The 24387-nt window shown below is 73.7% G+C and carries 24 protein-coding genes; 12 read left to right on the plus strand and 12 right to left on the minus strand.

Going from position 1 to position 24387, the window contains the following annotated elements; genetic code table 11:
- Window positions 1-8: 8 nt before the first annotated feature.
- Entirely contained in the window at window positions 9-3368 is a 3360-nt protein-coding gene (locus tag ACWEJX_RS19705) for a BTAD domain-containing putative transcriptional regulator (protein ID WP_451608707.1), read from the minus strand.
- Between the two features lie 147 nt (window positions 3369-3515).
- On the opposite strand from ACWEJX_RS19705, the gene ACWEJX_RS19710 reads away from it, so the two are divergent.
- Window positions 3516-4310 (plus strand): site-2 protease family protein, encoded by a 795-nt coding sequence (locus ACWEJX_RS19710; protein WP_451608708.1) that lies wholly within the window; start codon window positions 3516-3518, stop codon window positions 4308-4310.
- Here ACWEJX_RS19710 and ACWEJX_RS19715 read toward each other — a convergent pair.
- Together ACWEJX_RS19715 and npdG are read right to left on the minus strand one after the other, a co-directional pair.
- Window positions 4307-4480, minus strand: coding sequence for a hypothetical protein (locus tag ACWEJX_RS19715; RefSeq protein WP_451608709.1), 174 nt, complete (start codon window positions 4478-4480; stop codon window positions 4307-4309). The genes ACWEJX_RS19710 and ACWEJX_RS19715 overlap by 4 nt on opposite strands.
- A gap of 137 nt (window positions 4481-4617) precedes the next feature.
- Window positions 4618-5319: an NADPH-dependent F420 reductase gene (npdG, locus tag ACWEJX_RS19720; protein ID WP_403793482.1), complete on the minus strand. Its 702-nt coding sequence runs from the start codon at window positions 5317-5319 to the stop codon at window positions 4618-4620.
- A gap of 101 nt (window positions 5320-5420) precedes the next feature.
- On the opposite strand from npdG, the gene ACWEJX_RS19725 reads away from it, so the two are divergent.
- Together ACWEJX_RS19725 and ACWEJX_RS19730 are read left to right on the plus strand one after the other, a co-directional pair.
- Window positions 5421-6026 (plus strand): hypothetical protein, encoded by a 606-nt coding sequence (locus ACWEJX_RS19725; RefSeq protein ID WP_451608710.1) that lies wholly within the window; start codon window positions 5421-5423, stop codon window positions 6024-6026.
- 151 nt (window positions 6027-6177) lie between these two features.
- On the plus strand, window positions 6178-7449 hold the full coding sequence (locus tag ACWEJX_RS19730; RefSeq protein ID WP_451608735.1) for an MFS transporter: 1272 nt from the start codon (window positions 6178-6180) through the stop codon (window positions 7447-7449).
- On the opposite strand, the gene ACWEJX_RS19735 is transcribed toward ACWEJX_RS19730, so the two are convergent.
- Together ACWEJX_RS19735 and ACWEJX_RS19740 are read right to left on the minus strand one after the other, a co-directional pair.
- A complete protein-coding gene (locus tag ACWEJX_RS19735) occupies window positions 7446-7913 on the minus strand; it encodes a hypothetical protein (protein WP_451608711.1) in 468 nt (155 codons plus the stop codon). The genes ACWEJX_RS19730 and ACWEJX_RS19735 overlap by 4 nt on opposite strands.
- A 16-nt stretch (window positions 7914-7929) precedes the next feature.
- Entirely contained in the window at window positions 7930-8433 is a 504-nt protein-coding gene (locus ACWEJX_RS19740) for a plastocyanin/azurin family copper-binding protein (protein ID WP_451608712.1), read from the minus strand.
- A gap of 171 nt (window positions 8434-8604) precedes the next feature.
- Here ACWEJX_RS19740 and ACWEJX_RS19745 point away from each other — a divergent pair, with 171 nt between their 5' ends.
- Both ACWEJX_RS19745 and ACWEJX_RS19750 read left to right on the plus strand, forming a co-directional pair.
- Entirely contained in the window at window positions 8605-9180 is a 576-nt protein-coding gene (locus tag ACWEJX_RS19745) for an RNA polymerase sigma factor (RefSeq protein WP_451608713.1), read from the plus strand.
- 5 nt (window positions 9181-9185) lie between these two features.
- Window positions 9186-9947 (plus strand): zf-HC2 domain-containing protein, encoded by a 762-nt coding sequence (locus ACWEJX_RS19750; protein WP_451608714.1) that lies wholly within the window; start codon window positions 9186-9188, stop codon window positions 9945-9947.
- A gap of 136 nt (window positions 9948-10083) precedes the next feature.
- On the opposite strand, the gene ACWEJX_RS19755 is transcribed toward ACWEJX_RS19750, so the two are convergent.
- Window positions 10084-10314 carry a hypothetical protein gene (locus tag ACWEJX_RS19755; RefSeq protein ID WP_451608715.1) on the minus strand — a complete coding sequence of 77 codons (231 nt, stop codon included), beginning with the start codon at window positions 10312-10314 and terminating at the stop codon, window positions 10084-10086.
- A 58-nt stretch (window positions 10315-10372) separates the two neighbouring features.
- Here ACWEJX_RS19755 and map point away from each other — a divergent pair, with 58 nt between their 5' ends.
- Entirely contained in the window at window positions 10373-11230 is an 858-nt protein-coding gene (map, locus tag ACWEJX_RS19760) for a type I methionyl aminopeptidase (RefSeq protein WP_403793468.1), read from the plus strand.
- Window positions 11231-11298: 68 nt separating this feature from the next.
- Window positions 11299-11949: a biliverdin-producing heme oxygenase gene (locus ACWEJX_RS19765; RefSeq protein WP_451608716.1), complete on the plus strand. Its 651-nt coding sequence runs from the start codon at window positions 11299-11301 to the stop codon at window positions 11947-11949.
- Window positions 11950-11996: 47 nt separating this feature from the next.
- Here ACWEJX_RS19765 and ACWEJX_RS19770 read toward each other — a convergent pair whose 3' ends face one another.
- Window positions 11997-12659 (minus strand): PhzF family phenazine biosynthesis protein, encoded by a 663-nt coding sequence (locus ACWEJX_RS19770; RefSeq protein ID WP_451608717.1) that lies wholly within the window; start codon window positions 12657-12659, stop codon window positions 11997-11999.
- Window positions 12660-12667: 8 nt separating this feature from the next.
- On the minus strand, window positions 12668-13480 hold the full coding sequence (locus tag ACWEJX_RS19775) for a hypothetical protein (RefSeq protein WP_451608718.1): 813 nt from the start codon (window positions 13478-13480) through the stop codon (window positions 12668-12670).
- 284 nt (window positions 13481-13764) lie between these two features.
- Between ACWEJX_RS19775 and efeO the strand changes: the two genes are divergently transcribed.
- From efeO to ACWEJX_RS19795, 4 genes are read left to right on the plus strand one after another with little or no spacing between them, the layout of a single operon-like run.
- On the plus strand, window positions 13765-14916 hold the full coding sequence (gene efeO, locus ACWEJX_RS19780) for an iron uptake system protein EfeO (protein ID WP_451608719.1): 1152 nt from the start codon (window positions 13765-13767) through the stop codon (window positions 14914-14916).
- A gap of 18 nt (window positions 14917-14934) precedes the next feature.
- Window positions 14935-16212 (plus strand): iron uptake transporter deferrochelatase/peroxidase subunit, encoded by a 1278-nt coding sequence (efeB, locus tag ACWEJX_RS19785; protein WP_451608720.1) that lies wholly within the window; start codon window positions 14935-14937, stop codon window positions 16210-16212.
- A gap of 35 nt (window positions 16213-16247) precedes the next feature.
- Window positions 16248-17135, plus strand: a complete 888-nt coding sequence (gene efeU / locus ACWEJX_RS19790) for an iron uptake transporter permease EfeU (RefSeq protein ID WP_451608721.1) — start codon at window positions 16248-16250, stop codon at window positions 17133-17135.
- Window positions 17095-18138 (plus strand): hypothetical protein, encoded by a 1044-nt coding sequence (locus tag ACWEJX_RS19795; protein WP_451608722.1) that lies wholly within the window; start codon window positions 17095-17097, stop codon window positions 18136-18138. Before efeU ends, ACWEJX_RS19795 begins: the two co-directional genes overlap by 41 nt.
- A gap of 251 nt (window positions 18139-18389) precedes the next feature.
- On the opposite strand, the gene ACWEJX_RS19800 is transcribed toward ACWEJX_RS19795, so the two are convergent.
- Complete coding sequence (locus ACWEJX_RS19800) at window positions 18390-19169, minus strand: bifunctional DNA primase/polymerase (protein WP_451608723.1); 780 nt, start codon at window positions 19167-19169, stop codon at window positions 18390-18392.
- A 350-nt stretch (window positions 19170-19519) separates the two neighbouring features.
- On the opposite strand from ACWEJX_RS19800, the gene ddaH reads away from it, so the two are divergent.
- The gene (gene ddaH, locus ACWEJX_RS19805; RefSeq protein WP_451608724.1) at window positions 19520-20356 is read left to right on the plus strand and encodes a dimethylargininase; all 837 of its coding nucleotides are present in this window, start codon (window positions 19520-19522) and stop codon (window positions 20354-20356) included.
- Between the two features lie 9 nt (window positions 20357-20365).
- On the opposite strand, the gene ACWEJX_RS19810 is transcribed toward ddaH, so the two are convergent.
- The 3 genes from ACWEJX_RS19810 to ACWEJX_RS19820 are packed head-to-tail and all read right to left on the minus strand — an operon-like array spanning window position 20366 to window position 24300.
- Complete coding sequence (locus tag ACWEJX_RS19810) at window positions 20366-21343, minus strand: small ribosomal subunit Rsm22 family protein (RefSeq protein ID WP_451608725.1); 978 nt, start codon at window positions 21341-21343, stop codon at window positions 20366-20368.
- A gap of 9 nt (window positions 21344-21352) precedes the next feature.
- A complete protein-coding gene (locus tag ACWEJX_RS19815) occupies window positions 21353-22633 on the minus strand; it encodes a Bcr/CflA family multidrug efflux MFS transporter (RefSeq protein WP_451608726.1) in 1281 nt (426 codons plus the stop codon).
- A gap of 32 nt (window positions 22634-22665) precedes the next feature.
- Window positions 22666-24300, minus strand: coding sequence for an alkaline phosphatase D family protein (locus tag ACWEJX_RS19820; RefSeq protein ID WP_451608727.1), 1635 nt, complete (start codon window positions 24298-24300; stop codon window positions 22666-22668).
- Window positions 24301-24387: the final 87 nt, after the last annotated feature.

Genomic DNA, 24387 nt, shown 5'->3' on the forward strand with positions numbered 1-24387 from the left:
GGCGCGCCTCAGATCGCGTCGGCGCGTTCGAGCAGGGCGGCGGCCTCCTCAAGGGAGAGGCCGCCGCCCTCGGCGTACGCGGCCTCGAAGACGGCGTCGTCGCCGAGCGCCGTCCGGGTCAGCTCGGTCGCCCGCGCCACGTTCTCCCGCTCCATCGGCGGGGACAGATGACCGGGCGGCAGCAGCCCCTCGTACGCGCCGAGCAGCACGGCCGCGGTCCGGGCCCGCTTCGGCTCGCCGGGGCCGGCGAGCGCCCAGGCGGCGGTGACCAGGTGGATCGGCGGCATCTGCGGGGCGACCATCATCGACAGCGCCCCGAGGGAGCGGTGGTACGCGCGCCGGGACAGCTCGAAGGCCGAGGCGTACCGCCCGTCGAGGTTGTCGACCCAGCCCAGGCTGCCGAGGGTGAAGCCCTCGAAGATGGAGTACGTCTCGGAGCGGAACTCGTCGAGCAGCCGCAGCAGATGGACGCGGGCCTCGGCCGTACGGCCGGTGCGGCCGAGCAGCAGCGCCAGGAAGATCCGGGCCGCGAGCATCGGCTCGTGGCCGCGCCCGTGCTCGCCCTCCACGACCTCCCGCAGGATGCGCTCCGCCTCCTCGCTCCGGCCGGTCTCGATGAGCATGTCGGCGTACCGGGCGCGCAGCAGCGCCATCTGCGACTGGGCGCCGATCCGCTGCGCGTAGCCGATGGCGGCCTCGAAGTCCTCCGCGGCGCCCTCGAACTCCAGCCGCCGCTCCCGTGCCTCGGCCCGCGAGGACAGCGCCTCGGCCGCGCCCCAGGCGTCGTCGAGGCGGACGAAGATCTCCAGGCTCTCCTCGGCGTCCGCGGCGGCCTGCCCGGCCAGGTCGGCGCGGTTGGCCAGCATGTTGGCGCGCAGCTGGAGGGCGTTGCCGAGCTCCCAGTCGTAGCCGTAGCGGCGGCAGGCCGCCACGTGGGCCTCCAGGGCCTCGCCCATCCGGCCGGGTTCGCCGATGAGAAGGACGGCGAAGACGGTGAAGGAGCCGGGCAGCCGGCAGGTCTGCGGCAGCCCCGGCCCGTACACCCCGGTGATCTGCCGCAGCCGCTCGACGCCCTCCGGACTCGTCCACCGCCCGGTGTCGTGGTCCATGTTGAGCAGCTCGATCATCCGCACCCCGCGCCTGGCCTCCCACAGCTGCTCCTCGCTCAGCGGCGGCGGCGCGGCCGTGATCGACTCGTACAGCGGCACGACGGGAGCCGGCGGCGGCCCGAACGGGTCGGGCCCGAGCGCCGACACCGCCTCGGCCCACTGCAGCGCGTCGCCCCGCAGGTCGCGCATGTTCCAGTACCAGAGCAGCGAGTGCACGAGGACGAGCCCCTCGTGCTCGTCCCGCAGCCGTACGGCGGTCCGCAGCGCGGTCCGCAGGTTCCCGTACTCCACCGCGAACCGGTTCACGGCCGCCACCTGCCGCCCACCGCGCAGCTCGGGATCGGTCAGCCGCGCCAGCTCCCGGTAGTGCGTGAGATGCCGCCGCTCGGCGGCCGCCCGGTCCCCCGCCTCGTCGAGCCGCTCGGCGGCGTACTCGGCGACGGTCTCCAGCAGCCGGTAGCGCATGCCGGCGCCGTCGGCACCGTCGGAGGCGGCCTGGGTGGCGACGACGAGCGACTTGTCGACGAGCGAACCGAGCAGGTCGAGCACGTCACCGGGAGCGGGCCCTCGCGGACCCTGCGCGCTCGGCGTGGACGGCGGCTCGCCGCACACCGCCTCCGCCGCCTCCAGGTCGCAGCCGCCCGTGAAGACGGCGAGGCGGCGCAGGACGGCTCGTTCGGGCTCGTCGAGGAGGTCCCAGGACCAGTCGACGACCGCGCGGAGGGTCTGCTGGCGCGGGAGCACGGTCCGCGCGCCCGAGGTGAGGAGGCGGAAGCGGTCGTCGAGGCGGTCGGCGATCTGGCGCGGGGTGAGCATCCGCAAGCGGGCGGCGGCGAGTTCGATGGCGAGGGGCAGACCGTCGAGGCGGCGGACGATCTCCGCGGCCGCGTCCGGGTCGTCGGCGACCAGGAAGCCGGGGCGGACGGCGGCGCCCCGTTCGGCGAAGAGCCGGATCGCCGTCTCCTCGGGCAGCGGGCCGACGGGGTGCAGGACCTCGCCGGGGACGCCGAGGGGTTCGCGGCTGGTCGCGAGGACGGTGACGCCGGGGCAGCGGGCGAGGAGGACCTCGGCCAACTCGGCGGCGGCGCCCACGACGTGCTCGCAGTTGTCGAGGAGGAGCAGCAGACGGCGGTCCGCGCAGTGCTCGACGAGGCGGCCGGTGCGGTCCTGGTCCTCGCCGAAGCGGAGTTCGTCGGCGCCGGCGCCGCGCAGGACGGTCTCGCGGGCGCCGAGGGCGGTGAGGACGGCCTCGGTGACGGCCTCCGGGTCGGTGACGGGGGCCAGTTCGACGAGCCAGACGCCGTCGGGCCACGACTCGCGCCCGGCGACGCCTTCGGCGACGCGTTCGGCCGCCTCCTGCGAGAGGCGGGTCTTGCCGGCGCCGCCGGGGCCGAGGAGGGTGACCAGGCGCGTGGTGCGCAGGCCGTCCTGGAGGGCGGAGATGTCGTCCTCGCGGCCGACGAAGCTGGTGAGGCGGGCGCGCAGATTGCCGGCCGCGGGCCCGCTGCCGCGACGGGCGGGCGGCGCGGTCGCCGCCGCCGGCGCGGCCAGCAACCCGGCGTGCAGGGCCTGCAGTTCGGGTGCCGGGTCGGCGCCGAGCCGCTCGGCGAGCCCCCGTCGTACCGCCTCGTACGCGGCCAGCGCCTCGGACGGCCGCCCCGTGTCGCGCAGCGCCCGGATCCGCAGGGCCTGCAGCGGCTCGTCCAGCGGGTGGGCGGCGCACAGCGCGTCCAGTTCGGGCAGCACCGCGGCGGCCTCGCCCAGCGCGAGCGCGGCCGCGAGCCTGCTCCGGCGGGCGTCGAGCCGGCGGGCCTCCCAGCGGGCGGCCTCGGCCTCCCGGTCGGGCAGGTCGGCGAGGGCCGGGCCCTTCCACAGCGCGAGCGCCTCGTCGAGGAGCCCGGCCGCGCGCCCCGGCCGGCCCGCGTCCAGCTCCCGTACGCCCTCGGCCGCGAGCCGTACGAACCGGTGCGCGTCGACGTCGTCGGGCTCGGCCGCGAGGCGGTAGCCGCCGTCCGTGGAGAGCACCCGGTCGTGGCCGAGGGCCCGGCGCAGCCGGCCCACCAGGGCCTGGAGCGCGGCGACGGCGTCGGCCGGCGGCTCGGCGCCCCACACCTCGTCGACGAGCACGCCCACCGGCACCGCCCGCCCGGCGCGCAGCGCGAGCACGGTGAGCAGCGCGCGCACCCGCGGGCCGCCGGGAGCGACGGCGGTGCCTTCTGACGTGTGGGCCCGCGCCGGGCCGAGGACGGAGTAGCGCACGGGCCCATTCTCCGTGAGGAACCGGAGGAGTGATCAGCCGCCGCCCGGACCCGCGTCAGGAACCCGCGCCCCCGCCCGGTACGTTTCCCGCACACAACAGACCGTCACCGCAGACCGTCACCACGGACCGTCATCCCGGGAGCAGGCATGTCCACGACCACCCATCGCCACGACGAGCGGCGGATCAGCCCCGTCTTCCTGGCGATCCTCGCGGTCATGGCCGTCACCGGCTGGGCCGTGTGGACCGGCTTCGCCACCTCCACGGGGCTCGCGGTCTTCCTCTTCGTGACCTCGGCGTGGATCGTCTCGCTCTGTCTGCACGAGTACGCGCACGCCCGCACCGCCCTGCACGGCGGCGACATCACCGTGGGCGCCCGCGGCTATCTGACGCTCAACCCGCTCGCCTACACCCACGCCGTGCTGAGCATCGTCCTGCCGGTGCTCTTCGTGATGCTCGGCGGCATCGGCCTGCCCGGCGGCGCCGTCTTCATCGACCGCAGCCGGGTGCACGGCCGCTGGAAGCACAGCCTCATCTCGGCCGCGGGCCCGCTGTCGAACGTCCTGTTCGCCGTCGTCTGCACGGCCCCGTTCTGGCTGCACGCCCTCGACGGGGTGCCGCGCGCCTTCCAGTACGCGCTCGCGTTCCTGGCGTTCCTCCAGATCACCGCGGCGCTCCTGAACCTGCTCCCGGTGCCGGGCCTGGACGGCTACGGCGTGGTCGAGCCCTGGCTGTCGTACAGCATCAAGCGGCAGATCGAGCCGTACGCGCCCTACGGCTTCTTCGTCGTGATCGCGCTGCTGTTCATCCCGGCGCTCAACAACGCGTTCTTCGACGGGATCGATGCCCTGATGCAGACGCTGGGCGTGCCGGAGTCGTCCCGCTACTGCGGCTCGACGCTCTACCGCTTCTGGGAGTCGGCCCCGGACTTCTGCGAGGTCTAGCCCTGGTGCTGGGTGCGGCCGCGCTTGATGTAGTACCAGGCCATGTTGGAGGAGAGGCCGGCCAGCAGCACCCAGACGATGCCGAGGAAGCTGCCCTGGGCGAAGGAGACGACCGCCGCGGCGACGGCGAGCGCGCAGACGACCAGGGCGTAGAGGGCGAGGCGGGGCATGGGGGTCGGCTCCTGTCCGGTTACGGGCGATGTGCCCGTCCAGTGTCCCCCATGCCCCTGCGGTACCCGGGACCGGCTCGGCCCTCGGCCCGGACGTCGGCCCGGACGTCGGCCCGGCCCTCGGCCCGTACGTCGGCTCAGACGTCGGTGACGCGCAGGCCCGCGTGGGCCTTGTAGCGGCGGTTCACCGAGATCAGGTTGGCGACGAGCGACTCGACCTGGTGGGCGTTGCGCAGCCGGCCGGCGAAGACGCCGCGCATGCCGGGGATGCGGCCGGCCAGCGCCTGGACGATCTCGACGTCGGCCCGGACCTCGCCGAGGACCATCACGTCGGTGTCGATCTCGGCGATCGAGGCGTCCTGCAGGAGCACCGCCGACAGATGGTGGAAGGCGGCGGTGACCCGCGACTCGGGGAGCAGCGCGGCGGCCTGCTCGGCGGCCGAGCCCTCCTCCGGCTTGAGCGCGTAGGCGCCCTTCTTGTCGAAGCCGAGCGGGTTCACACAGTCGACGACGAGCTTGCCTGCCAGTTCCTCGCGCAGCGACTCCAGGGTCTTGGCGTGGCCGTCCCACGGCACGGCGACGATCACGACGTCGCTGCGCCGGGCGCACTCGGCGTTGTCGGCGCCCTCGACGCCGAGGCCGAGCTCGGCCGCCGCGGCCTGGGCGCGGTCGGCGGCGCGGGAGCCGATGATCACCTGCTGGCCGGCCTTGGCCAGCCGGTAGGCGAGGCCGCGGCCCTGGTCGCCGGTGCCGCCGAGGACGCCGACGACGAGCCCGGAGACGTCCGGGAGGTCCCACGGGTCCTTGGGTGCCGGGCTGGAAGTGGTGGAGGAAGTCATGGCCTCGACATTACTGGCCGGTCGGGCCGGGGGTACCCGTCCGGGTGAGTCCGTGCCGAACCGCTCGCGGGCCGCGCGGGGCCCGGGCACCATCCGGGGCCATGGACGCCGTACGTGTCGCGCTGCTGCGCGAAGTGCTCGCCGGTACGCAGTGGCCGGCGGCCGCCCGCCGCTTCGCCGGTTCGCTCCGCTCCTCGGTCGTGTCGCACGGCGGTGGGCTGCTCCTGGTCGGCACGGCGGAGTACGAGCCGTGGCACCTGGCCGCGCACCTGGTCGACGAGTCCGCCTGGTCCGGCCGCCCGGAGCTCGCGCCCACCCTCGTACGGCACCGGGCGCGGCCCGGCGACCCGCCGCACCTGGCGGCCGGGCTCGGCCGGATCGAGTCGGCGGGGCGCGGGGCGACGCTGCTGATGGTGGCGCCGTCGCGGCCGGAGGCGGGGCTGCTCGAACGGGTCCACGACGCGCGCCGGGCGGGGGCGACGGTGCTGTCCCTGGACAGCGGCGACCCGGAGCTGGGCGGGCTGGCGCACGAGACGCTGACGGTGGCGGCGGGCGCGGAGGTCGACCTGGACACGGTGCAGCACTTGGTGAGCGCGGCGGCCGGCGAGAACTGCCTGCCGCCGGCGCCCCGTGGCCGGCTGCGCTTCCGCGACCGGCTGTCCCGGCTCGCGGACCAGCTGACGGCGCCCCCGCCGCCGAGGTGGTGACCGGCCACCTGCCCCGGCTCACCGCACCCCCGCCGCCGAGCTGGTGACCGCCCGCCTGCCCCGGCTCACCGCACCCCCGCCGCCGGGACGGCGACACGGTAATTCGGTTGCCCGGGCGCGGGCGGGCTCCGGAGCATGGCCCTTCGTGACCCTGGTGAAACGCCTCCTCCCCGATCTCGCCCCCTGGCGCTCCTCCCGCGACTTCCGGCTGCTCTGGGTCCAGGGAACCGTCACCGTCTTCGCGAGCTTCATGGCGATGATCGCGCTGCCGCTGCAGATCAAGGACCTCACCGACTCACCGCTCGCCGTCGGCGCGATGGGCGCGGTGGAGCTCGTCCCGCTGGTGGTGTTCGGGCTGTACGGCGGGGCGCTCGCCGACGCCGTAGACCGGCGCAGGGTGATCGTGGCGACGGAGGCCGGGCTCGGCCTGCTCGCGCTGCTGCTCCTGCTGAACGCCCTGCTGCCGCAGCCGCTGCTGTGGCCGCTGTACGTGGTCGCCGCCGGCGTGTCCGCGCTGTCCGGGCTGCAGCGGCCGGCGCTCGACTCGATGCTCTCCCGGATCGTGCCGCACGAGCAGCAGACGGCGGCGGCCGCCCTGAACGGGCTGCGCTGGCAGATCGGCTCCATCGCGGGCCCGGCGCTCGCGGGCCTGGTCGTGGCGTACGCGGGGCACGCCGCCGCGTACGGGGTGACCGCGGCCGGCTACGCGGTGTCCGTGCTGATGTGCCGGGGGCTCTCGCCCGCGCCGGCCGCGCACGACGCCGACAGGCCCTCGCTGCGCGGGATCGCGGAGGGCGCGCGGTACGCGTGGTCGCGGCCGGTGCTGCTCGGCACGTACGCGATCGACCTGGCCGCGATGTTCTTCGCGTTCCCGAACACGATCTTCCCGTTCCTCGCGGACGAGCTGCACGCCGAGTGGTCGCTCGGCCTGATGTACGCGGCCGGTTCGGTCGGCTCGCTCGTCCTCGGCCTGACCAGCGGCTGGACCTCGAAGCTGCGGCGGCACGGGCTCCTGGTGGTGGCCGGGGCGACGGTGTGGGGCGCGGCGATCGCGGCGGCCGGCTGGTTCGGGAACGTGTGGCCGGTGCTGCTGTGCCTCGCCGTCGCGGGCGCGGGCGACATGCTGAGCGGACTGGGACGCTCCACCATCTGGAACCAGACCATCCCGGAGGAGCTGCGCGGCCGGCTGGCGGGCATCGAGCTCATCTCGTACGGCGTGGGCCCGCAGCTGGGCCAGGTCCGGGCGGGCACGCTGGCCGGCTGGACCGGCACCCGGGCGGCGATCTGGTCGGGCGGTGTCGCCTGCGTGGCCTCGGTGGGGCTGCTGTGCCTGGCGCTGCCGAGGCTGCTCGCCTACGACGCCGCGACGGACGAGGACGCGCTGGCGCGCAGGGCACAGCAGGAGGCCGTCACCGCGGCCTAGCGTTCCCGCCGGTCGTCCTCGGGGTGAGGGTGATCGTGGTGATGCCGGTGGGGGCGAGGGTGATGGTGGAGGTGGTGGTGGCTGAGGGAGGCCACCGCCAGGGTGGTCAGGACCGCGGCGCCCGCCGTCTCGACGTAGAGGGTCGGGCGGACCAGCTCCGCGCCGATCGACTCCTCGAAGCCGAACAGACCGGTGGTGAGGCTCAGGAACAGCGCGCCGAGCGTGCCGGCCGTGAACAGCGCGGTGACGGCGGCGACCGGCCCGAGCCAGCGCTCCGGCGTGACGAGCAGCGCCACGGCGAGCAGGATGCCGACGATGCCGTTGAGCAGGAAGAGCGGGCCGATGGTGGCGAGGTGCTGGTAGCCCTCGGCCCACAGCCGCAGGTGGATCGCGGCCATGGTCGCCGTCAGGCCCGCTCCGGCCAGGCGCAGGACGAGCCGCGCGGCCGCTCCGTTCGTGGTCATGGCAGGCTCGGCGGGCTCAGTAGCCGGTGCCCGGGGACTGGTTGTCGTTCGACGGGTTCGACGGGTTGTTCGTGGCCGGTGCCGGGGCTCCGCCGACCGTGATGTCGGTCTTCATGCCGAGGTCCTTGTGTCCGTCGACCGGGCAGTAGACCTCGTACGTACCGGACTTCAGCGTCACCGTGAGGGTGGTGGACTCGCCGGGCGAGACGTTCGGGCTGCGGTGCTCGTCGCTCTCGCCGCCGCTGCCCTCGACCACCAGGGCGTGCTCGACCTTGCCCGTGTTCTTCGCGGTGAAGGTGTAGGTGCCGGCCGTGAACTTCTCCGTCGACAGCTTGATGTGGAAGTCGGACAGCTCCGCCGTGACCTGGGTCGCCGAGGTGCCGGACTTCGGCGGGGGCGGCGGGGGCGTGCTGCCTCCCCCGTTGCCGTTGTCACTGCTGCCGCAGGCGGCGAGCAGGGCGGTCAGTCCGCCGGCGGCCACGCCGAGCACCAGGCGCTTGCCGGTTCGTACGGTTGCCATGAGTCGGTCCTCCAGATCGTCCCCGGAAGGGGATACGGAGCCGGAGGGGTGAGGGATTGCGGCGCGGGGCTCCGGGGGCTCCGGGGGCTCCATGGGCGTCGCGGGCGGACAATGAATGCCGGGGGGGGCACGGAGCGCAATCCCTTCCGGGCGGCGGAACGTAACCCTGACATGTGGCGCATGGGCCTTTCCCTCGGGCGGGTACCCGACGAGGCACTGCTCACCGGTCTGACGACGGGCGATCCCGAACTCGCGGTCGCCTTCGTGCGCCGTTTCCAGCGCACGGTCTTCGGTGTGGCCGTGGCCGTCGTCGGCGATCCCCAGCTCGCCGAGGACGTCGCCCAGCAGACCTTCGAACGGGCCTGGCGGCACGCGCAGGTGTACGACCCGCGGCGCGGCTCGGTACGGACCTGGCTGACGACGATCGCGCACAACCTGGCGATCGACGCGGTCCGGGCCCGGCGGGCGAGCCCGGTGGCCCCGGAGGACCTGGAGACGCTGCTCGGCGCCGTGACCGAGACGCCCGAGCGGCGCGCGCTCGCCGACGACAGCGCGGAGCGGGTCCGGCGGGCGGTGGCGGAGCTGCCCCGGGAGCAGGCGCGGGCGCTGGTGATGGCCGGGATCTACGGGATGACGGCGCGCGAGATCGCGGAGGCCGAGGGCGTGCCGCTGGGCACGGCGAAGACCCGGATCCGGACCGGGACGATCAAGGTGCGGGCGCTGCTCGAACCGGCGGAGGGGAGGTGACGGCGGTGGGCGGCACGAGCGACATGAACGGCATGGGCGGCATGAGCGGCGGGAGCGGCGGTGGCGGCATGAACGGCGGGAGCGGCCGGGGCGGCATGGAGTGCGAGCGGCTGCGGGAGCTGGCCGCCGAGCTGGCGCTCGGGGTCCTGCCGGCCCGCGAGCGGGCCGAGGCCGTCGCGCATCTCGACCGCTGCCCCGAGTGCCGTGAGCACGTCGAGCGGCTGACGGCCGTCGGCGACGGGCTGCTCGCGCTGCTGCCGGGTGCCGAACCGCCGGTCGGTTTCGAGTCCCGGGTGGTACGGGCGCTGGGCGCGGCGCCCGTACGGAAGCCGCGCCGGTACCGGCTGCGGCTGGCGGCGGCCGGCGCGGCCGCGGCGGTGGCCTGCGGGTTCGGCGGCTGGGCGGTCGGCTCGGCGGTCGTCGAGGGCGCGCCGCCGGCGGTGTCGCAGCGGACGGGGCTCGTGGAGGCGGCGCTGGTGTCCGGGACGGGGGCGGGCGGCCACGAGGTCGGCCGGATCTACGCGCACCCGGGCGGCGGCGGCTGGGTGTACATGTCCGTGGACCTGGACGGGGCGGGCGCCGGACCGGTCCGCTGTGTGCTCGTCCATGCCGACGGGTCGACGGTTCCGGTGGGCTCGTTCCCGCTCAGGGACGGCTACGGGTACTGGGGTGCGCCGGCCGGCGCCGATCCGACGACGGTGACCGGCGCCAGGCTGCTGGGCCCGGACGGGAACGTCCTGGCGACGGCGCGCTTCCCGGGCGCCTAAGCCGTTTCTTCCGGATCAGGCCGGATCAGGTCGGATCAGCTCGGATCAGGCCGGATCAGCGAGCGGCGGGCGCCGGGCGCCGGGCGCCGGGCGCCCGGCAAGATCCGGAAGAGACGGCCTCGGGCCCCGACATGCACTAGTCGGCGGACTCGTCCTTGCCGGCCCGGTCGTGCCACTTCGGGTCGGTGTCCCACTCCAGGTTCCGCTCCTGCGCCGTCTGCATGGCGCGGGTGGCCTCCTCCCGGCTGGAGTAGGGGCCGAAACGGTCCTTCGCCGGGCACTCGGGGCCCTCCTCGACCTTCTTGTGCTCCAGGCAGTAGTACCACTCGCCCGGCTTGCCGGCCGTGCGCTTCTTGAACAGGGCCATCCTCGGCTCCTTCCTCCGTCACCATGCTGCCCCAGACGCGGTCGTTAGACTCGCTGACATGTCTGGCCAGTCGCTTCTCGTACCGGGGGAGCTCTCCCCCCACCGTTCCGTTCCGGGGTCCATCCGCCGCCCCGAGTACGTCGGCAAGCCCGCGCCCACCCCGTACTCGGGGCCCGAGGTGCAGGACGCCGACACGATCGAGCGGATGCGGATCGCCGGCCGCATCGCCGCGCAGGCGATGGAGGAGGCCGCCAAGCACATCGCGCCGGGCGTGACCACGGACGAGCTGGACCGGGTCGCCCACGAGTACATGTGCGACCACGGCGCCTACCCCTCGACGCTCGGCTACCGCGGCTTCCCCAAGTCGCTGTGTTCGTCGGTCAACGAGGTCATCTGCCACGGCATCCCCGACTCGACCGTCCTGAAGGACGGCGACATCGTGAACCTGGACGTGACCGCGTACATCAACGGCGTCCACGGCGACAACAACGCCACCTACCTCTGCGGTGACGTCGACGAGGAGTCCCGGCTGCTCGTCGAACGCACCCGGGAGTCGCTGAACCGGGCGATCAAGGCGGTCAAGCCGGGCCGCCAGGTGAACATCATCGGCCGGGTCATCGAGTCGTACGCCAAGCGCTTCGGCTATGGCGTCGTCCGGGACTTCACGGGGCACGGCATCAACTCGTCCTTCCACTCCGGGCTGATCATTCCGCACTATGACTCGCCGCACCACACGACCGTCATGCAGCCGGGCATGACGTTCACGATCGAGCCGATGCTGACGCTGGGCACGCACGAGTACGACATGTGGGACGACGGCTGGACCGTGGTCACGAAGGACCGGAAGCGGACGGCGCAGTTCGAGCACACGCTGGTGGTGACGGAGACCGGGGCGGACATTCTTACGTTGCCCTGACCCGTCGGATGGGTAGCGTTTTACCGACAGGATGTCGGGAACGAGATGACCCCTTCCGGAGGCCCGCCTTGGACACGCCCTTCTCGACGCTGATCCGCACGGCCTCGCACGAGCAGCACACGCAGGCGGAGACGTCGACGTTCATGAGCGACCTCCTCGGCGGCCGCCTGGCCGTCGACGCGTACGCGCGGTACACGGAGCAGTTGTGGTTCGTGTACCGCGCGCTGGAGGACGGCGCGGCGGCCCTGGCGTCCGACCCGGTCGCGGGGCCGTTCATACGGCCGGAGCTGTTCCGCACGGCCGCCCTGGAGCAGGACCTCGCGCATCTGCGGGGCGCGGGATGGCGGGCGGGGCTCTCGCCGCTGCCGGCGACGGAGGCGTACGCGGCGCGGGTCGCCGAATGCGCCCGCGACTGGCCCGCGGGCTATGTGGCCCACCACTACACGCGTTATCTGGGCGACCTGTCGGGCGGTCAGATCATCCGCGACAAGGCGGAGCGGACCTGGGGCTTCGCGCGCAAGGGCGACGGCGTGCGGTTCTACGTCTTCGAGGCGATCGACAACCCGGCGGCCTTCAAGCGGACGTACCGGGGACTGCTCGACGCGGTGCGCGCGGACGACCTGGAGAAGCAGCGGATCGTCGACGAGTGCAAGCGGGCGTTCGACTTCAACGGCGCGGTGTTCCGGGAGCTGGCCCGGGAGTTCCCGCTCAGCGCGTGACGCCCGGGGCAGGTCCTGGACGGGGCAGGTCCTAGACGGGGCAGGTCCTAGACGGCGAGGGTGTTCTCGATCCGTACCCGTCCGCCGAGTTCCACGATGCCGTCGGGCCCGGGTGCGGTGAGCAGCTGCGAGCCGCGGCCCTGGGTGATGTTGAGCGCCCGCCCCAGCTCGGCGGTGAGCAGCAGCGCCGCCGCGCCCGTGGCCTCGTCCTCATCGATCCCGTCCCCGCGCCCGGGGAACGCCCGCGCCCGGACCCGTCCGGCGGCCTCGTCCTCCCACGCCCAGGCGTAGACCCACTCCCCCGGCTCCGGCACCTCCAGGGCCTCCACCTCGGCGGCCGTCGCGTACCGCTTCAGCGTCCGCGGCGGCGCCCACTCGGCCCGCGCCTCGATCCACGTGAACTCCCCGTCCCCGCGCACCCACACCTCCCCGGCCGGCGGATTGACGACCTCCAGATCGAGCAGCCAGGCGGCCCCCACGAGCGGATGCCCGGCGAACGGCAGCCGCAGCCCGGGCGTGTAGATGTCGACGACCCCCCGCTCCGGATCGTCCACGAACACCGTCTCACTGAACCCGAGCTCCTTGGCCAGCGCCTGCCGCACCGCCTCATCGGGATACCCGCGCCCGTCCCGTACGACCCCGAGCCTGTTGCCGTACCGGCCGTCGCCCGCACAGAAGACCCGCAGGACGTCGATATCAGTCGTGTTCATGCCGGAATTCAACCATCCAGTCCTCCCACTCCGCGGGGCCTCTGGGAACGGGCCAGGTGAGACCGGGGGCCCCGTCGTACGCGACGGAGGCGAGCGCTCCGGCGTACGTCCGGGTCAGCGCCCGCCGCCGATTCCCCCTCGGGCGGGAGTTGCGCGAGGCGCTGCTCGAAGTGGGCCACGACGCCGTCGCGGACGAGGGCGTCGCCCGCCTCCCGCGCCAGCACCACCGCCTCGGGATCCCGTCCTTCCGCGAGCGCCGCCACCGCCCGGTCGTGCCCGTCGAGCAGCAGCCATCCGTCGAACGCCTCGTACCACCAGAGCAGTACGGGCGGCAGCACGCCCTCGCGGGCCTGGCGGCGGTACGCCTTGACGCGCGGGGCGTCGGGACCGGACAGCGGCCGCAACGGCAGCACGCCGTTCCATCCCTCGACCTCCCAGTCGAGGCGGGCCGTGGGCCAGTCGCGGACGAAGTCACCGGCCCAGACGTACGGGGGAAAGGCGCTCCGGTACGTGAGGAGCAGGCGGTCGGCGTAGAGCGGGCCCCGGTCGGAGGCCTCCAGAGCGCTCGCGAACCGGTGGAGCCGGTCGGGCCCGCGCCGGGCCTCGTCGGCCCGGAGCGGCGGGAGCGGCGAGCGGTAGCCGGCGCGACGGTGGACGGTGGCGCCGTGTCCGTTCTCGTCGACCCGGGCGAGCAGCACCGGGCGGCCGGCCTGGCGGAGCAGCATCCGGCGGCCGGCCGTCACCTCCAGGCGCAGGGGCGGGGGTTCCGCCGGGCCGCGGCCGGTGAGGACGAGGGCTCCGGGCAGGTTCTCTCGGCGCATGCGCGGCACGCTAGCGGCGCCCGCCGCCGGCTCGCACCGCTGTTTCGGACCCGGCCCCGACCCACCTACTCACGCGTAGCCGAAAGCCGGACAAACTCCCCCTCTTGACCATTCCTTGACCAAGCCATAAGGCCCTCGTGGGTCCACCGTGACCGCCCCGTGTCCCTCCGGGCCGCCCTGAGAGCTGAATCACTGGACGGGCGGGTATTGCTGAGGTAAGCCTCGGTTAAGTTAGGTCCGCCTCACCCCGTCCCCTCCGTACCGTCCCCCGAGTGGAGCACCGCATGCGAGCCGTCCGTCTGTCCGTCGTCACCGCCGCCGCTGCCGCGGCGAGCCTGGCCGCCGTCACGGGCTGCACGCAGAAGAGCGACGCCAAGGCGGACGACGGGGCGATCAAGGTCGTCGCCAAGGACGACGCCTGCGAGGTGTCGAAGACGAGCTTCCCGGCCGGGCACGTGAAGCTGGACGTGGAGAACCGCGGCGGCAAGGTCACCGAGGTCTACGTGCTGTTCCCGGACGAGCGGATCGTGACCGAGCGCGAGAACATCGGGCCGGGCACCAAGGCGACCATCACCGCCGAGATCAAGGCCGGTGACTACGAGATCGCCTGCAAGCCCGGCATGAAGGGCGACGGCATCAAGCAGAAGGTCACCGCCACCGGCAAGGGCGCCGCCAAGCGCTCGCCGGAGCTGGACGCGGCCGTCGCCGCGTACCGCCAGTACGTGGAGGCGCAGGCCGAGCAGACGCTGCCGAAGGTGAAGGTGTTCACCGACGCCGTCCGCGCCGGTGACGTCGAGGCCGCCAAGAAGGCGTACGCCGAGTCCCGCATCGGCTGGGAGCGCACCGAGCCGGTCGCCGAGTCCTTCGGCGACATCGACCCGAAGGTCGACGTCCGCGAGGACGGCCTGGAGGCCGGCCAGGACCCGGTGAAGGACTGGACCGGCTGGCACCGCCTGGAGAAGGCGCTGTGGCAGGACAAGAAGATCACCGACCGCGAGAAGCAGCTCGCCGACCTCCTCGACAAGGACCTGGCGGACTGGGAGGAGCGGGTCGGCAAGGCCGAGATCACCCCGACCTCCATGGCCAACGGCGCCAAGGAGCTCCTCGACGAGGTCGCCACCGGCAAGGTCACCGGTGAGGAGGAGCGCTACTCCCACACCGACCTCGTCGACTTCAAGGCCAACGTCGAGGGCGCCCAGAAGTCCTTCGAGCTGCTCAAGCCGGTCGCGCAGAAGAACGACCCCAAGCTGGTCGCCGAGCTCGACAAGCAGTTCGCCGCCCTCAACACGCTGCTCGACAAGTACCGCACCGACAAGAACGCGTACGTCTTCACCTCGTACGAGAAGGTCGGCAAGGAGCAGCGCAAGGAGCTCTCGGACGGCGTCAACGCGCTCGCCGAGCCGCTCTCCAAGCTCGCCGCCGCGGTCGCGAAGTAAGCAAGGGGGTACACCGACATGAGCGAGAACGAGCAGGTCTCCGAGGACACCACCGGCGCCACGTCGCCGTCCCGCCGCGCCGTCATCGGCTGGGGCGGTGCCGGGCTCGCGCTCGGCGCGGCCGCGGCCGGCGGCGCCGTCGCCCTGACCCGGGGCCACGACGACGCCACCGCGCCCGTCGCCGACACCGGCTCCGCCGTGCCCTTCCACGGCGCCCACCAGGCCGGCATCGCCACCGCCGTCCAGGACCGGCTGCACTTCGCCGCCTTCGACGTGAAGACGACGGACCGCGCCGAGCTGATCCAGCTCCTCAAGGACTGGACCCGCGCCGCCGAGCGCATGACGGCCGGTCACGAGGTCGGCGAGGGCGCCTACGGCGGCCTCCCGGAGGCCCCGCCGGACGACACCGGCGAGGCCCTCGGCCTCAAGCCGTCCCGGCTCACCCTCACCATCGGCTTCGGCCCGTCCCTCTTCGACGGCCGCTTCGGCCTCGCCGGCAAGCGCCCCGGCGCCCTGGTCGACCTGCCGAAGTTCCCCGGCGACAACCTGGACCCGGCCCGCAGTGGCGGCGACCTGTGCGTGCAGGCGTGCGCCGACGACCCGCAGGTCGCCGTGCACGCCATCCGCAACCTGGCCCGCATCGGCTTCGGCAAGGTCGCGGTGCGCTGGTCCCAGCTCGGCTTCGGCAAGACGTCGTCGACGACCCCCGACGCCCAGACCCCGCGCAACATGATGGGCTTCAAGGACGGCACCCGGAACATCGCGGGCACCGACACCGAACGCCTCGACAAGCACGTGTGGGTGTCCGCCAAGGACGCCCCGGGCGCGGCGGCCTGGATGACGGGTGGCTCGTACCTCGTCGCCCGCCGGATCCGCATGAACATCGAGACCTGGGACCGCACCTCGCTCGCGGAGCAGGAGGACGTCTTCGGCCGGGACAAGAAGGAAGGCGCCCCGGTCGGCAAGGCCAAGGAGCACGACGAGCCGTTCCTCAAGGCGATGAAGCCGGACGCGCACGTGCGCCTGGCGCACCCCGACTCCAACGGCGGAGTGACGATCCTGCGCCGCGGCTACTCCTTCACGGACGGTTCCGACGGCCTGGGCCGCCTCGACGCGGGCCTGTTCTTCCTCGCGTACCAGCGCGACGTCCGCAACGGCTTCATCCCGCTGCAGACCTCGCTGTCCCGCCACGACGCGCTCAACGAGTACATCCAGCACGTGAGTTCCGCGATCTTCGCGGTTCCGCCGGGCGTCCGCGACAAGGACGACTGGTGGGGCCGGGAGCTGTTCGCCTGATCGCGTAGCCAAGTAGGAGCAAGAAGGAGTCCGACGTGTTCGGCAACTATCTGATCGGCCTGCGCGAAGGTCTCGAGGCCAGCCTCGTCGTCTGCATCCTCATCGCCTACCTGGTGAAGACCGGCCGCAAGGACGCCCTGCGGCCGATCTGGATCGGCATCGGCGTCGCCGTCGGGCTCGCGCTCGCCTTCGGCGCCGGCCTGGAGTTCGGCTCGCAGGAGCTGACCTTCGAGGCGCAGGAGGCGCTCGGCGGCTCGCTGTCGATCCTCGCCGTGGGCCTGGTGACCTGGATGGTCTTCTGGATGCGGCGCACCGCGCGGCACCTGAAGGCCGAGCTGCACGGCAAGCTGGACGCGGCCCTGCAGATGGGCACGGGCGCGCTGGTGGCGACCGCGTTCCTCGCGGTCGGCCGCGAGGGTCTGGAGACGGCGCTGTTCGTGTGGGCGTCGGTGCGGGCCTCCTCGGACGGCACGTACGCGCCGCTGGTCGGCGTGGTCCTGGGCCTGCTCACGGCGGTGTTCCTGGGCTGGCTGTTCTACCGGGGCGCGCTGAAGATCAACCTGGCGAAGTTCTTCACCTGGACCGGCGGCATGCTGGTCGTGGTGGCGGCGGGCGTGCTCGCGTACGGCGTGCACGACCTCCAGGAGGCGGACTTCCTGCCCGGCCTGGCGAGCAAGGCCTTCGACATCTCGGCGACCATCCCGCCGGACAGCTGGTACGGCACCCTCCTCAAGGGCGTGTTCAACTTCCAGCCCGACCCGACCGTCGTCCAGGTCACGGTGTGGGCGCTCTATCTGATCCCGACGCTCGCGATCTTCCTGGCCCCGATAGGGTCGGGTCCGTCCAAGCGGCTGGCGAAGCAGAAGGCGACGACCGAGACCGATGAGAAGGCTCAGGCGAACCGGTCCCAGGCGACCGGCTGACACCCTCGTCCGCGCGTCGGGCCGACCGGGACTCCCGGCCGGCCCGCGCACGTTCCTGGCGGCGACGACGGCCGCTCTCCTCGCGCTCACCGCGAGCGGCTGTGTGACCGTGCACGGCGAGCAGGCGCTGATCCCGGCCGCCTCCCCGGCCGAGGCACGGCAGGCGCTCAAGGACTTCACGACCGCCTTCAACGCCGCCGACCAGGCGTACGACCCGACCCGCGACGCGGACCGGGTCACCGGCGCGTTCGGGGAGATCAACCAGGCGGGCCTGCGGTCGCGTCACCTGACGAACCCGGGCGGCAACCCGAACCACCGCCCGCTGGAGCTCACCGACGCGAAGTTCGCGATACCCAGGAAGGCCGGCTGGCCGCGCTGGTTCGTCGCCGACACCGACTCCAACCGGGACACCGACAGCGGTGCGGCCGACACCCGCTGGGTGCTGGTCTTCGTGCGTGGCGCCGCCGCCGAGCCGTGGCGGGCCGCCTATCTGTCGATCCTGAGCCCGGACCGCATCCCCGCCTTCAAGCGGGAGGCGGGGTACGCGGTGCCGGTCGCCGCCGACGCCGGCGGGCTCGCGGTCGCGCCGAAGAACCTGGGCGAGCGGTACGTGTCGTTCCTCAAGGACGGGCGGCCGGGGCCGTTCGCACCCGGCCCGCACACCACCGAGTGGCGCGCCGAGCGCAAGAAGGCAGCCAACCGGCCCGGACTCGCCACCCAGTACGCCGACCAGGCCGAGTCCCGCGGCGACTTCGCGCCCCTCGGACTGGCCACGGAGGACGGCGGCGCCCTCGTCTTCTTCGCCACCCGCTACTTCGAGCGGCAGACGGCCGCGCCCGGCTACCGGCCGAAGGTCGGCCCGGACGTGAAGGCGATGCTGACCGGCGAGGTGAAGAGCACGGTCACCAAGCGGTGGGTGTCCAGCCAGACGGTCCTCGTGAACGGCGACAGGGCCGAGGTCCTGAGCCGGCTCCAGGGCGTGACGGCGGCCGAAGGGTCGTGACCCCGGGGGGGCGGTGGCCCCGGGGGCGGTGGCCCCGGGGGCGATGACCGCGGGCCGGTTCGCCCTCGGCGGCTACCCCTGGGCGGTCGCCCCGGGCGGGCGGTGACCCCGGGGCGGTGACCGGGGGGGCAGTGACCCCCCGGGGCGGTGGCCCCGGGCCGGTGGCCCCAGGCCGGTTCGCTCGGGCGGCTACCCCGGGGCGGTCGCCCGAGCCGGCGTTCCCGGGCGGTCGCGTCCGACCAGGGGGACTCTCAACGGCTGAGCGGCCAGGCGATCTCGTGGTCCCCCGGGGCGCCCTGCTCCGCCCGTGCGGCCGCGTGCCGGCCGCAGGCGTCGGTGAGGGCCTCCAGGAGGCTCAGCGGCTCGGGCAGCGGGTGTTCGGGGCCGCGCAGCCAGGAGAGGACGGGCTGGGCGCCTTCGTCACCGGGCAGCCGGGACGGCGGTACCAGGACGTAGGAGCCGCGGCAGTGCCAGCGCAGGCCCGGATGCTCGTCCATGGTCTCCGGATGGCAGTCCAGCTCGCACGGCCACCATTCGTCCTCGTCCTCGGGGGTGCCGCGGGTGGCGGTGAAGAAGAGCATGCGGCCCGCCTCGGGCCGGTCCTCGGCGGCGTCGGAGACGACGACCGGGCCGACGTCCACGCCCTCGGCGAGCAGCCGCTCCAGGGCGGCGCGGCCGGCGGGCAGCGGCACGTCGAGCACGTCGTGGACCATGCCGGTGGCGGTGATGAAGTTCGCCTCGGGCTGGGTGCGGGCCCAGCGCTCGATCTGGGCGCGGTCGGTGGTCGACTGGGTCTGCCAGGCGAAGGAGACCGGGTGCCGGGCGGGCGTGGGACAGCCGATCCGCTCACAGGAACACCGGTAACCGACGGGGTACGCGGCGGGGGCGAGCGGCAGCCCTGCGGCGGCGACGGCCAGGAGCAGCTTCTCGCGTTCGTTCTCGGCGTCGGCCTTGGTCCGCTTGGGGCGCCTGCGCAGCCACTGCGCGAGTTTGCTCTCCGTGCCGCGGTAGCGGCCGATGCCGTCGCCCATCTATCCCCTCACACCTCATGCGTGCCCGGTCGGCCGGGGTTCGCCCGGCTGGCCCTCCATGGTCCCACCATCCTGCGCCCCGGGTGACCGGAGTCGGGAACCGGGGTCGGGAACCGGGCTCGGAACCGGCTCGGCCGGCGGTGGTGGAGGGGGCCGGCGAGGAGTTCGAGGGCGATCCGCGGTCGGGTGTCGGCGATCTCACGCCGGTCGTCACCGCCCACCGCCCCGGCGGTCCGCTCCTGCGGCGACATCCGAACCACCCGAACGGTCCACTGCGCAAGGCGCCAAGAGAGCGGACCATGTCCTCAACGATCTGCGCTCAGCGATCAGCGACCGTAGAGGAGCCCCCTTTGCGCCACACCCCGCGCGATGCCTCGCCCCGCCGTTATCTGATGTGCCCACCCGCGCACTTCAAGGTGACGTACTCCATCAACCCGTGGATGGATCCCACGAAGCCGGTCGACCTGCCGCTCGCCCTCGCGCAGTGGGAGGACCTGCGCGACCGGTACCGCACGCTCGGCCACACCGTGGAACTGCTCGAACCGGCCCCGGAACTGCCGGACATGGTCTTCGCCGCGAACGGCGCGACCGTGGTCGACGGCCGGGTGCTCGGCGCCAGGTTCGCCTACCCGGAGCGCTCGGACGAGGCCGCGGCACACCTGGACTGGTTCCGCAGGAACGGTTATCCGGACGCGGACGTCCGGGTCCCCGAGCACGTCAACGAGGGCGAGGGCGACTTCGCCGTGACCGCGTCCTGGATCCTGGCCGGCCGCGGCTTCCGGTCCAGCCCGCTCGCGCTCGCCGAGGCCCAGGAGTTCTTCGGCCGCCCGGTGATCGGCCTGGAACTGGTGGACCCGCGCTACTACCACCTGGACACGGCGCTGTGCGTCCTGGACGACGCCCGCGACGAGATCATGTACTACCCCGCCGCCTTCTCCCCCGGCAGCCGCGCCGTCCTGGAGCGGCTCTTCCCCGACGCACTGGTCGTCGAGGAGCCGGAGGCCGCCGTGCTCGGTCTGAACGCGGTGAGCGACGGCCGGCACGTGCTGCTCCCGCAGGCGGCCGTGGGCCTCTTCGAGCCGTTGCGGGCGCGCGGCTTCGAGCCGATCGGGATGGACCTGAGCGAGCTGCTCAAGGGCGGCGGCAGCGTGAAGTGCTGCACCCAGGAGCTGCGGCCGGCGGTCTAGCCGGCCGGCCTAGTCCTCGCCGGGAGGCCAGGCGTCGCCCCACTCGGCGTCCCTGGCCTCCTTGTAGAGCGCGCCGTGCCGCTTGGTCACCGTCTCCCGGGCGAGGCCGTCGGGCCCGCAGAGGTCGAGCAGCACCTGGCCCTTGCGGATCTGCGGCCTGCGGGTGATCCGGGCCGGGGCCGGGGTCACCGGGAACCGGGTGGCGGCGACGTACGCGTACTTCTCGTCCTCGTACGGCAGCGACCCGCCCTTCACCTGCCGGTGCAGCGAGGAGCGGCTGACCCGGGCGGCGAAGTGGCACCAGTCGGTGCCGGGCACGATCGGGCAGGCGCCGCTGTGCGGGCAGGGCGCGGCGACGGTGAAGCCCGCGTCGATCAGCAGGGTGCGGGCGGCGATGATCCGCTCGTAGCCGTCGGGGGTGCCCGGCTCGACGATCACCACCGCCTGCGCGGTGCGCGCGGCCTCGGTGACGAGGGCGGTGCGGTCGGACTCGGTCAGCTCGTTGAGGACGTACGAGACGGTCACCAGGTCCGCGTCGGGGAGCCGCAGCGCCGCGCCGATCCGCTCCCGGCGCCACTCGGCGTCGAAGACGCCCCCGGCGAGCTCCTTGCCGAGGGCGAGGGCCGGCTCGGCCCAGTCGAGGACGGTGGTGCGCGCCGCGCCCTCCCAGGTCTCGGCGACGGCCCAGCTCGCCGCGCCGGTGCCGCCGCCGACGTCCGTGTGCGTGGCGGGCGCCCAGTCGGGCGCCGCGTCCGCGAGGGCGTACAGGGCGGCCCGTACCGCCTCGAAGGTGGCGGGCATGCGGTACGCGGCGTAGGCGGCGACGTCGGACCGGTCGCGCAGCACGGGCGCGTGGGTCGGGGTGGCTCCCCGGTAGTTCGCGATCAGCCGCTCGACGGCCTGGGCGGCCTGGCGCGGCGGCAGTCCGTCGAGGACGGCGGCGAGCGCGGCGCGCAGGGTGTCGGCGGAGGGGAGGGAGGCGTTCACCGCCACATTTTAGGCGGCTTCCGACTCCGTCCGGCCGGCCCGGCGCCAGGGGCGGCACAGGAGCAGGAAGCAGGCGACGGCGGCGAGCGCGCAGCAGACCTGGACGACGGCCATCGGGACTGCGGTGGTCTCGCCGGCGATGCCGACGAGCGGGGAGGCGACGGCGCCGATGAGGAAGGACGAGGTGCCGAGGAGCGCGGAGGCGGAGCCGGCGGCGTGCGGGGTGCGCATGAGGGCCTGGGCGTTGGTGTTCGGCAGGGTGAGGCCCATCGCCGACATCAGCACGAAGAGCCCGCCCGCGATCGGCGCGAGGCCGGGGTCGCCGAGGACGCCGCTGGTCATCACGAGCAGCGCGAGGGACGCGGTGAGGATGACCGCGAGGCCGCAGCCGAGCGCCTTGTCGAGGCTGACCCGGCCGACGAGCAGCTTGCCGTTGACCTGGCCCATGACGACGAGCCCGACCGAGTTGATCCCGAAGAGCAGGCTGAAGGTCTGCGGGGAGGCGCCGTAGATCTCCTGCATGACGTAGGGCGAGGCGGTGATGTACGCGAAGAGCGCGGCGAAGGCGAGTCCGCCGGCCAGCACGTAGCCGGTGAAGACGCGGTCCGCGAGGAGTCCGCGCATGGTGCGCAGGGCCTCGCCGACGCCGCCCGCGTGGCGCCGCTCGGGCGGCAGGGTCTCGTGCAGGAAGCGCCAGACGACGAGGGTGAGCAGGACGCCGACGCCGGTGAGGACGCAGAAGACGCCCCGCCAGTCGGTGAGCCGCAGGATCTGGCCGCCGATGAGCGGGGCGACGATCGGCGCGACGCCGGAGATCAGCATGAGCGTGGAGAAGAACCGGGCCATCTCGACGCCGTCGTACAGGTCGCGGACGACGGCCCGGGCGATGACGATGCCGGCGGCGCCCGCGAGGCCCTGCAGCAGCCGGAAGCCGACGAGCAGCCCGGCGGTGGGCGCGAGGGCGCAGACGGCGGTGGCGAGGACGTACACGACCATGCCGACGAGCAGCGGCCGCCGCCGGCCCCACTTGTCGCTCATGGGGCCGACGACGAGCTGGCCGAGCGCCATGCCGGCGAGGCAGGCGGTCAGCGTGAGCTGGACGGTGGCGGCGGGTGACCGCAGCGCCTCGGTGACCTGCGGCAGTGCCGGCAGGTACATGTCCATGGAGAGCGGCGGGAGGGCGGTGAGCCCGCCGAGGACGAGGGTGACGAGCAGCCCGGCTCTGCGGGCGGAGGCGGCCGGTGCGCCGGCTATGTGGGGCTTGGTGGTGGTCCGGCCGCTCTCCGGCATCGCTGCTCCGTTTCGTTGAAAGCTTCCCTATGTTAGGCGGGCCGGAGCCCGGGGTGGCCCGCCTCGGTGACGAAGGACGCCGCCGTGACGACCGGCGCGCCCGGCGTCGTCACGTGGGAGACCGTACGGAAGTCGGCGCGGGCCTCACGCTCGCCGAGGGTGACGGTGACGTAGCCGCGGCGCCCGTTGTAGAAGTGCATGTGCGGGTTGGCGCGGGTGAGGGTGGCGTGGTTGGCGGGCTTGTCGGCGCCGTTGCGGCCGCTGCTGACGGAGGTGGCGACGATCTCGGTGCCGATGGTGAGGGAGGCCGGGTCGCGGAAGTCGGCCTTGATGTCGAGGGCGAAGGCGACGTGGACGTCGCCGGTGAGCACCATCAGGTTCTCGACGCCGGCCGCCTGGGCGCCGGCGAGGACGCGCTGCCGGGAGGCCGGGTAGCCGTCCCAGGCGTCCATGGAGAGCTTGAAGGCGCTGCCGGGGACGTTGCGGCGCTCGGAGAAGAGGACCTGCTGGGGCACCACGTTCCAGCGGGCGCGGGACGCCTTCCAGCCGTCGATGAGCCAGCGCTCCTGCTCGGCGCCGGTGAGGGTGCGGCCCGGGTCCTCGGACTCGGGCCCGGGGGTCTGCCAGCCGTCGCCGTACGCCTGGTCGGAGCGGTACTGGCGGGTGTCGAGGATGTCGAACTGGGCGAGCCGCCCGAAGCTCAGCCGCCGGTAGAGCTTCATGTCGGGGCCGGTGGGCCGCTGCGGGCGGCGCAGCGGCTGGTTCTCCCAGTACGCGCGGTAGGCGGCGGCCCGGCGGATCAGGAACTCCTCGGGCGGGACGTCGTCCTCGGAGGTGGCGTCCGCGTAGTTGTCCTCGGTCTCGTGGTCGTCCCAGGTGACGACGAAGGGGTGGGCGGCGTGCGCGGCTCTCAGGTCGGGGTCCGACTTGTAGAGGGCGTAGCGCAGCCGGTAGTCCGCCAGGGTCGTCGTCTCGTGGTTGAAGACGTCCGGCAGGGTGCCGGGCTTGTAGGCGCGGTCGCCGGCGGTGGAGTCGACGGGGTACTCGTAGATGTAGTCGCCGAGGTGGAAGACGACGTCGAGGTCCTCGTCGGCGAGGTGGCGGTGGGCCGTGAAGTAGCCGTCCGGGTAGGCCTGGCAGGAGACGGCGGCGAGCTTCAGGCGGGTGTTGTGGGCGCCGGGCGCGGGTGCGGTACGGGTGCGGCCGACCGGGCTGGTCCAGGCGCCGGCGCGGAAGCGGTAGAAGTAGTCGCGGCCGGGCGCGAGTCCGTCGACCTCGACGTGCACGGTGTGGTCGAACTCGGCGTGCGCGGGCGCGGTGCCGTGTCGTACGCCCTTGGTGAAGCGCTCGTCGCGGGCCAGCTCCCAGCTGACGGTGACGCGGGTGCCGGCAGGCAGGCCGCCGCCGGGCTCGTACGGGCGCGGGGCCAGCTTCGTCCACAGCAGCACGGAGCCGGGCTGGGGGTCGCCGGATGCCACCCCGAGGGTGAACGGGTCGTCGGATATGAGGCGGCCGTCGAGCTCGGCGGCCGCGGCCGTGCCGGCGGCCGGGAGGTTCACGGCGAAGGCGAGCGCGGCTGCGGCGCCGGTGGCGGTGAGGAAGCGGCGGCGGCCCAGGTGGCGGGCCATCGCGCGGAGTTCGTCGGCGTGGGTCGGTACGGGTGTCATGAGCCCCTCCCCTGACGGATGCTGTCCATCCGCTATTGCAGGGGGGCGGGACGACCTAGGTTTGTCGGGTACAGAACATCCACGTGT

Source organism: Streptomyces sp. NPDC004788 (assembly GCF_053601115.1).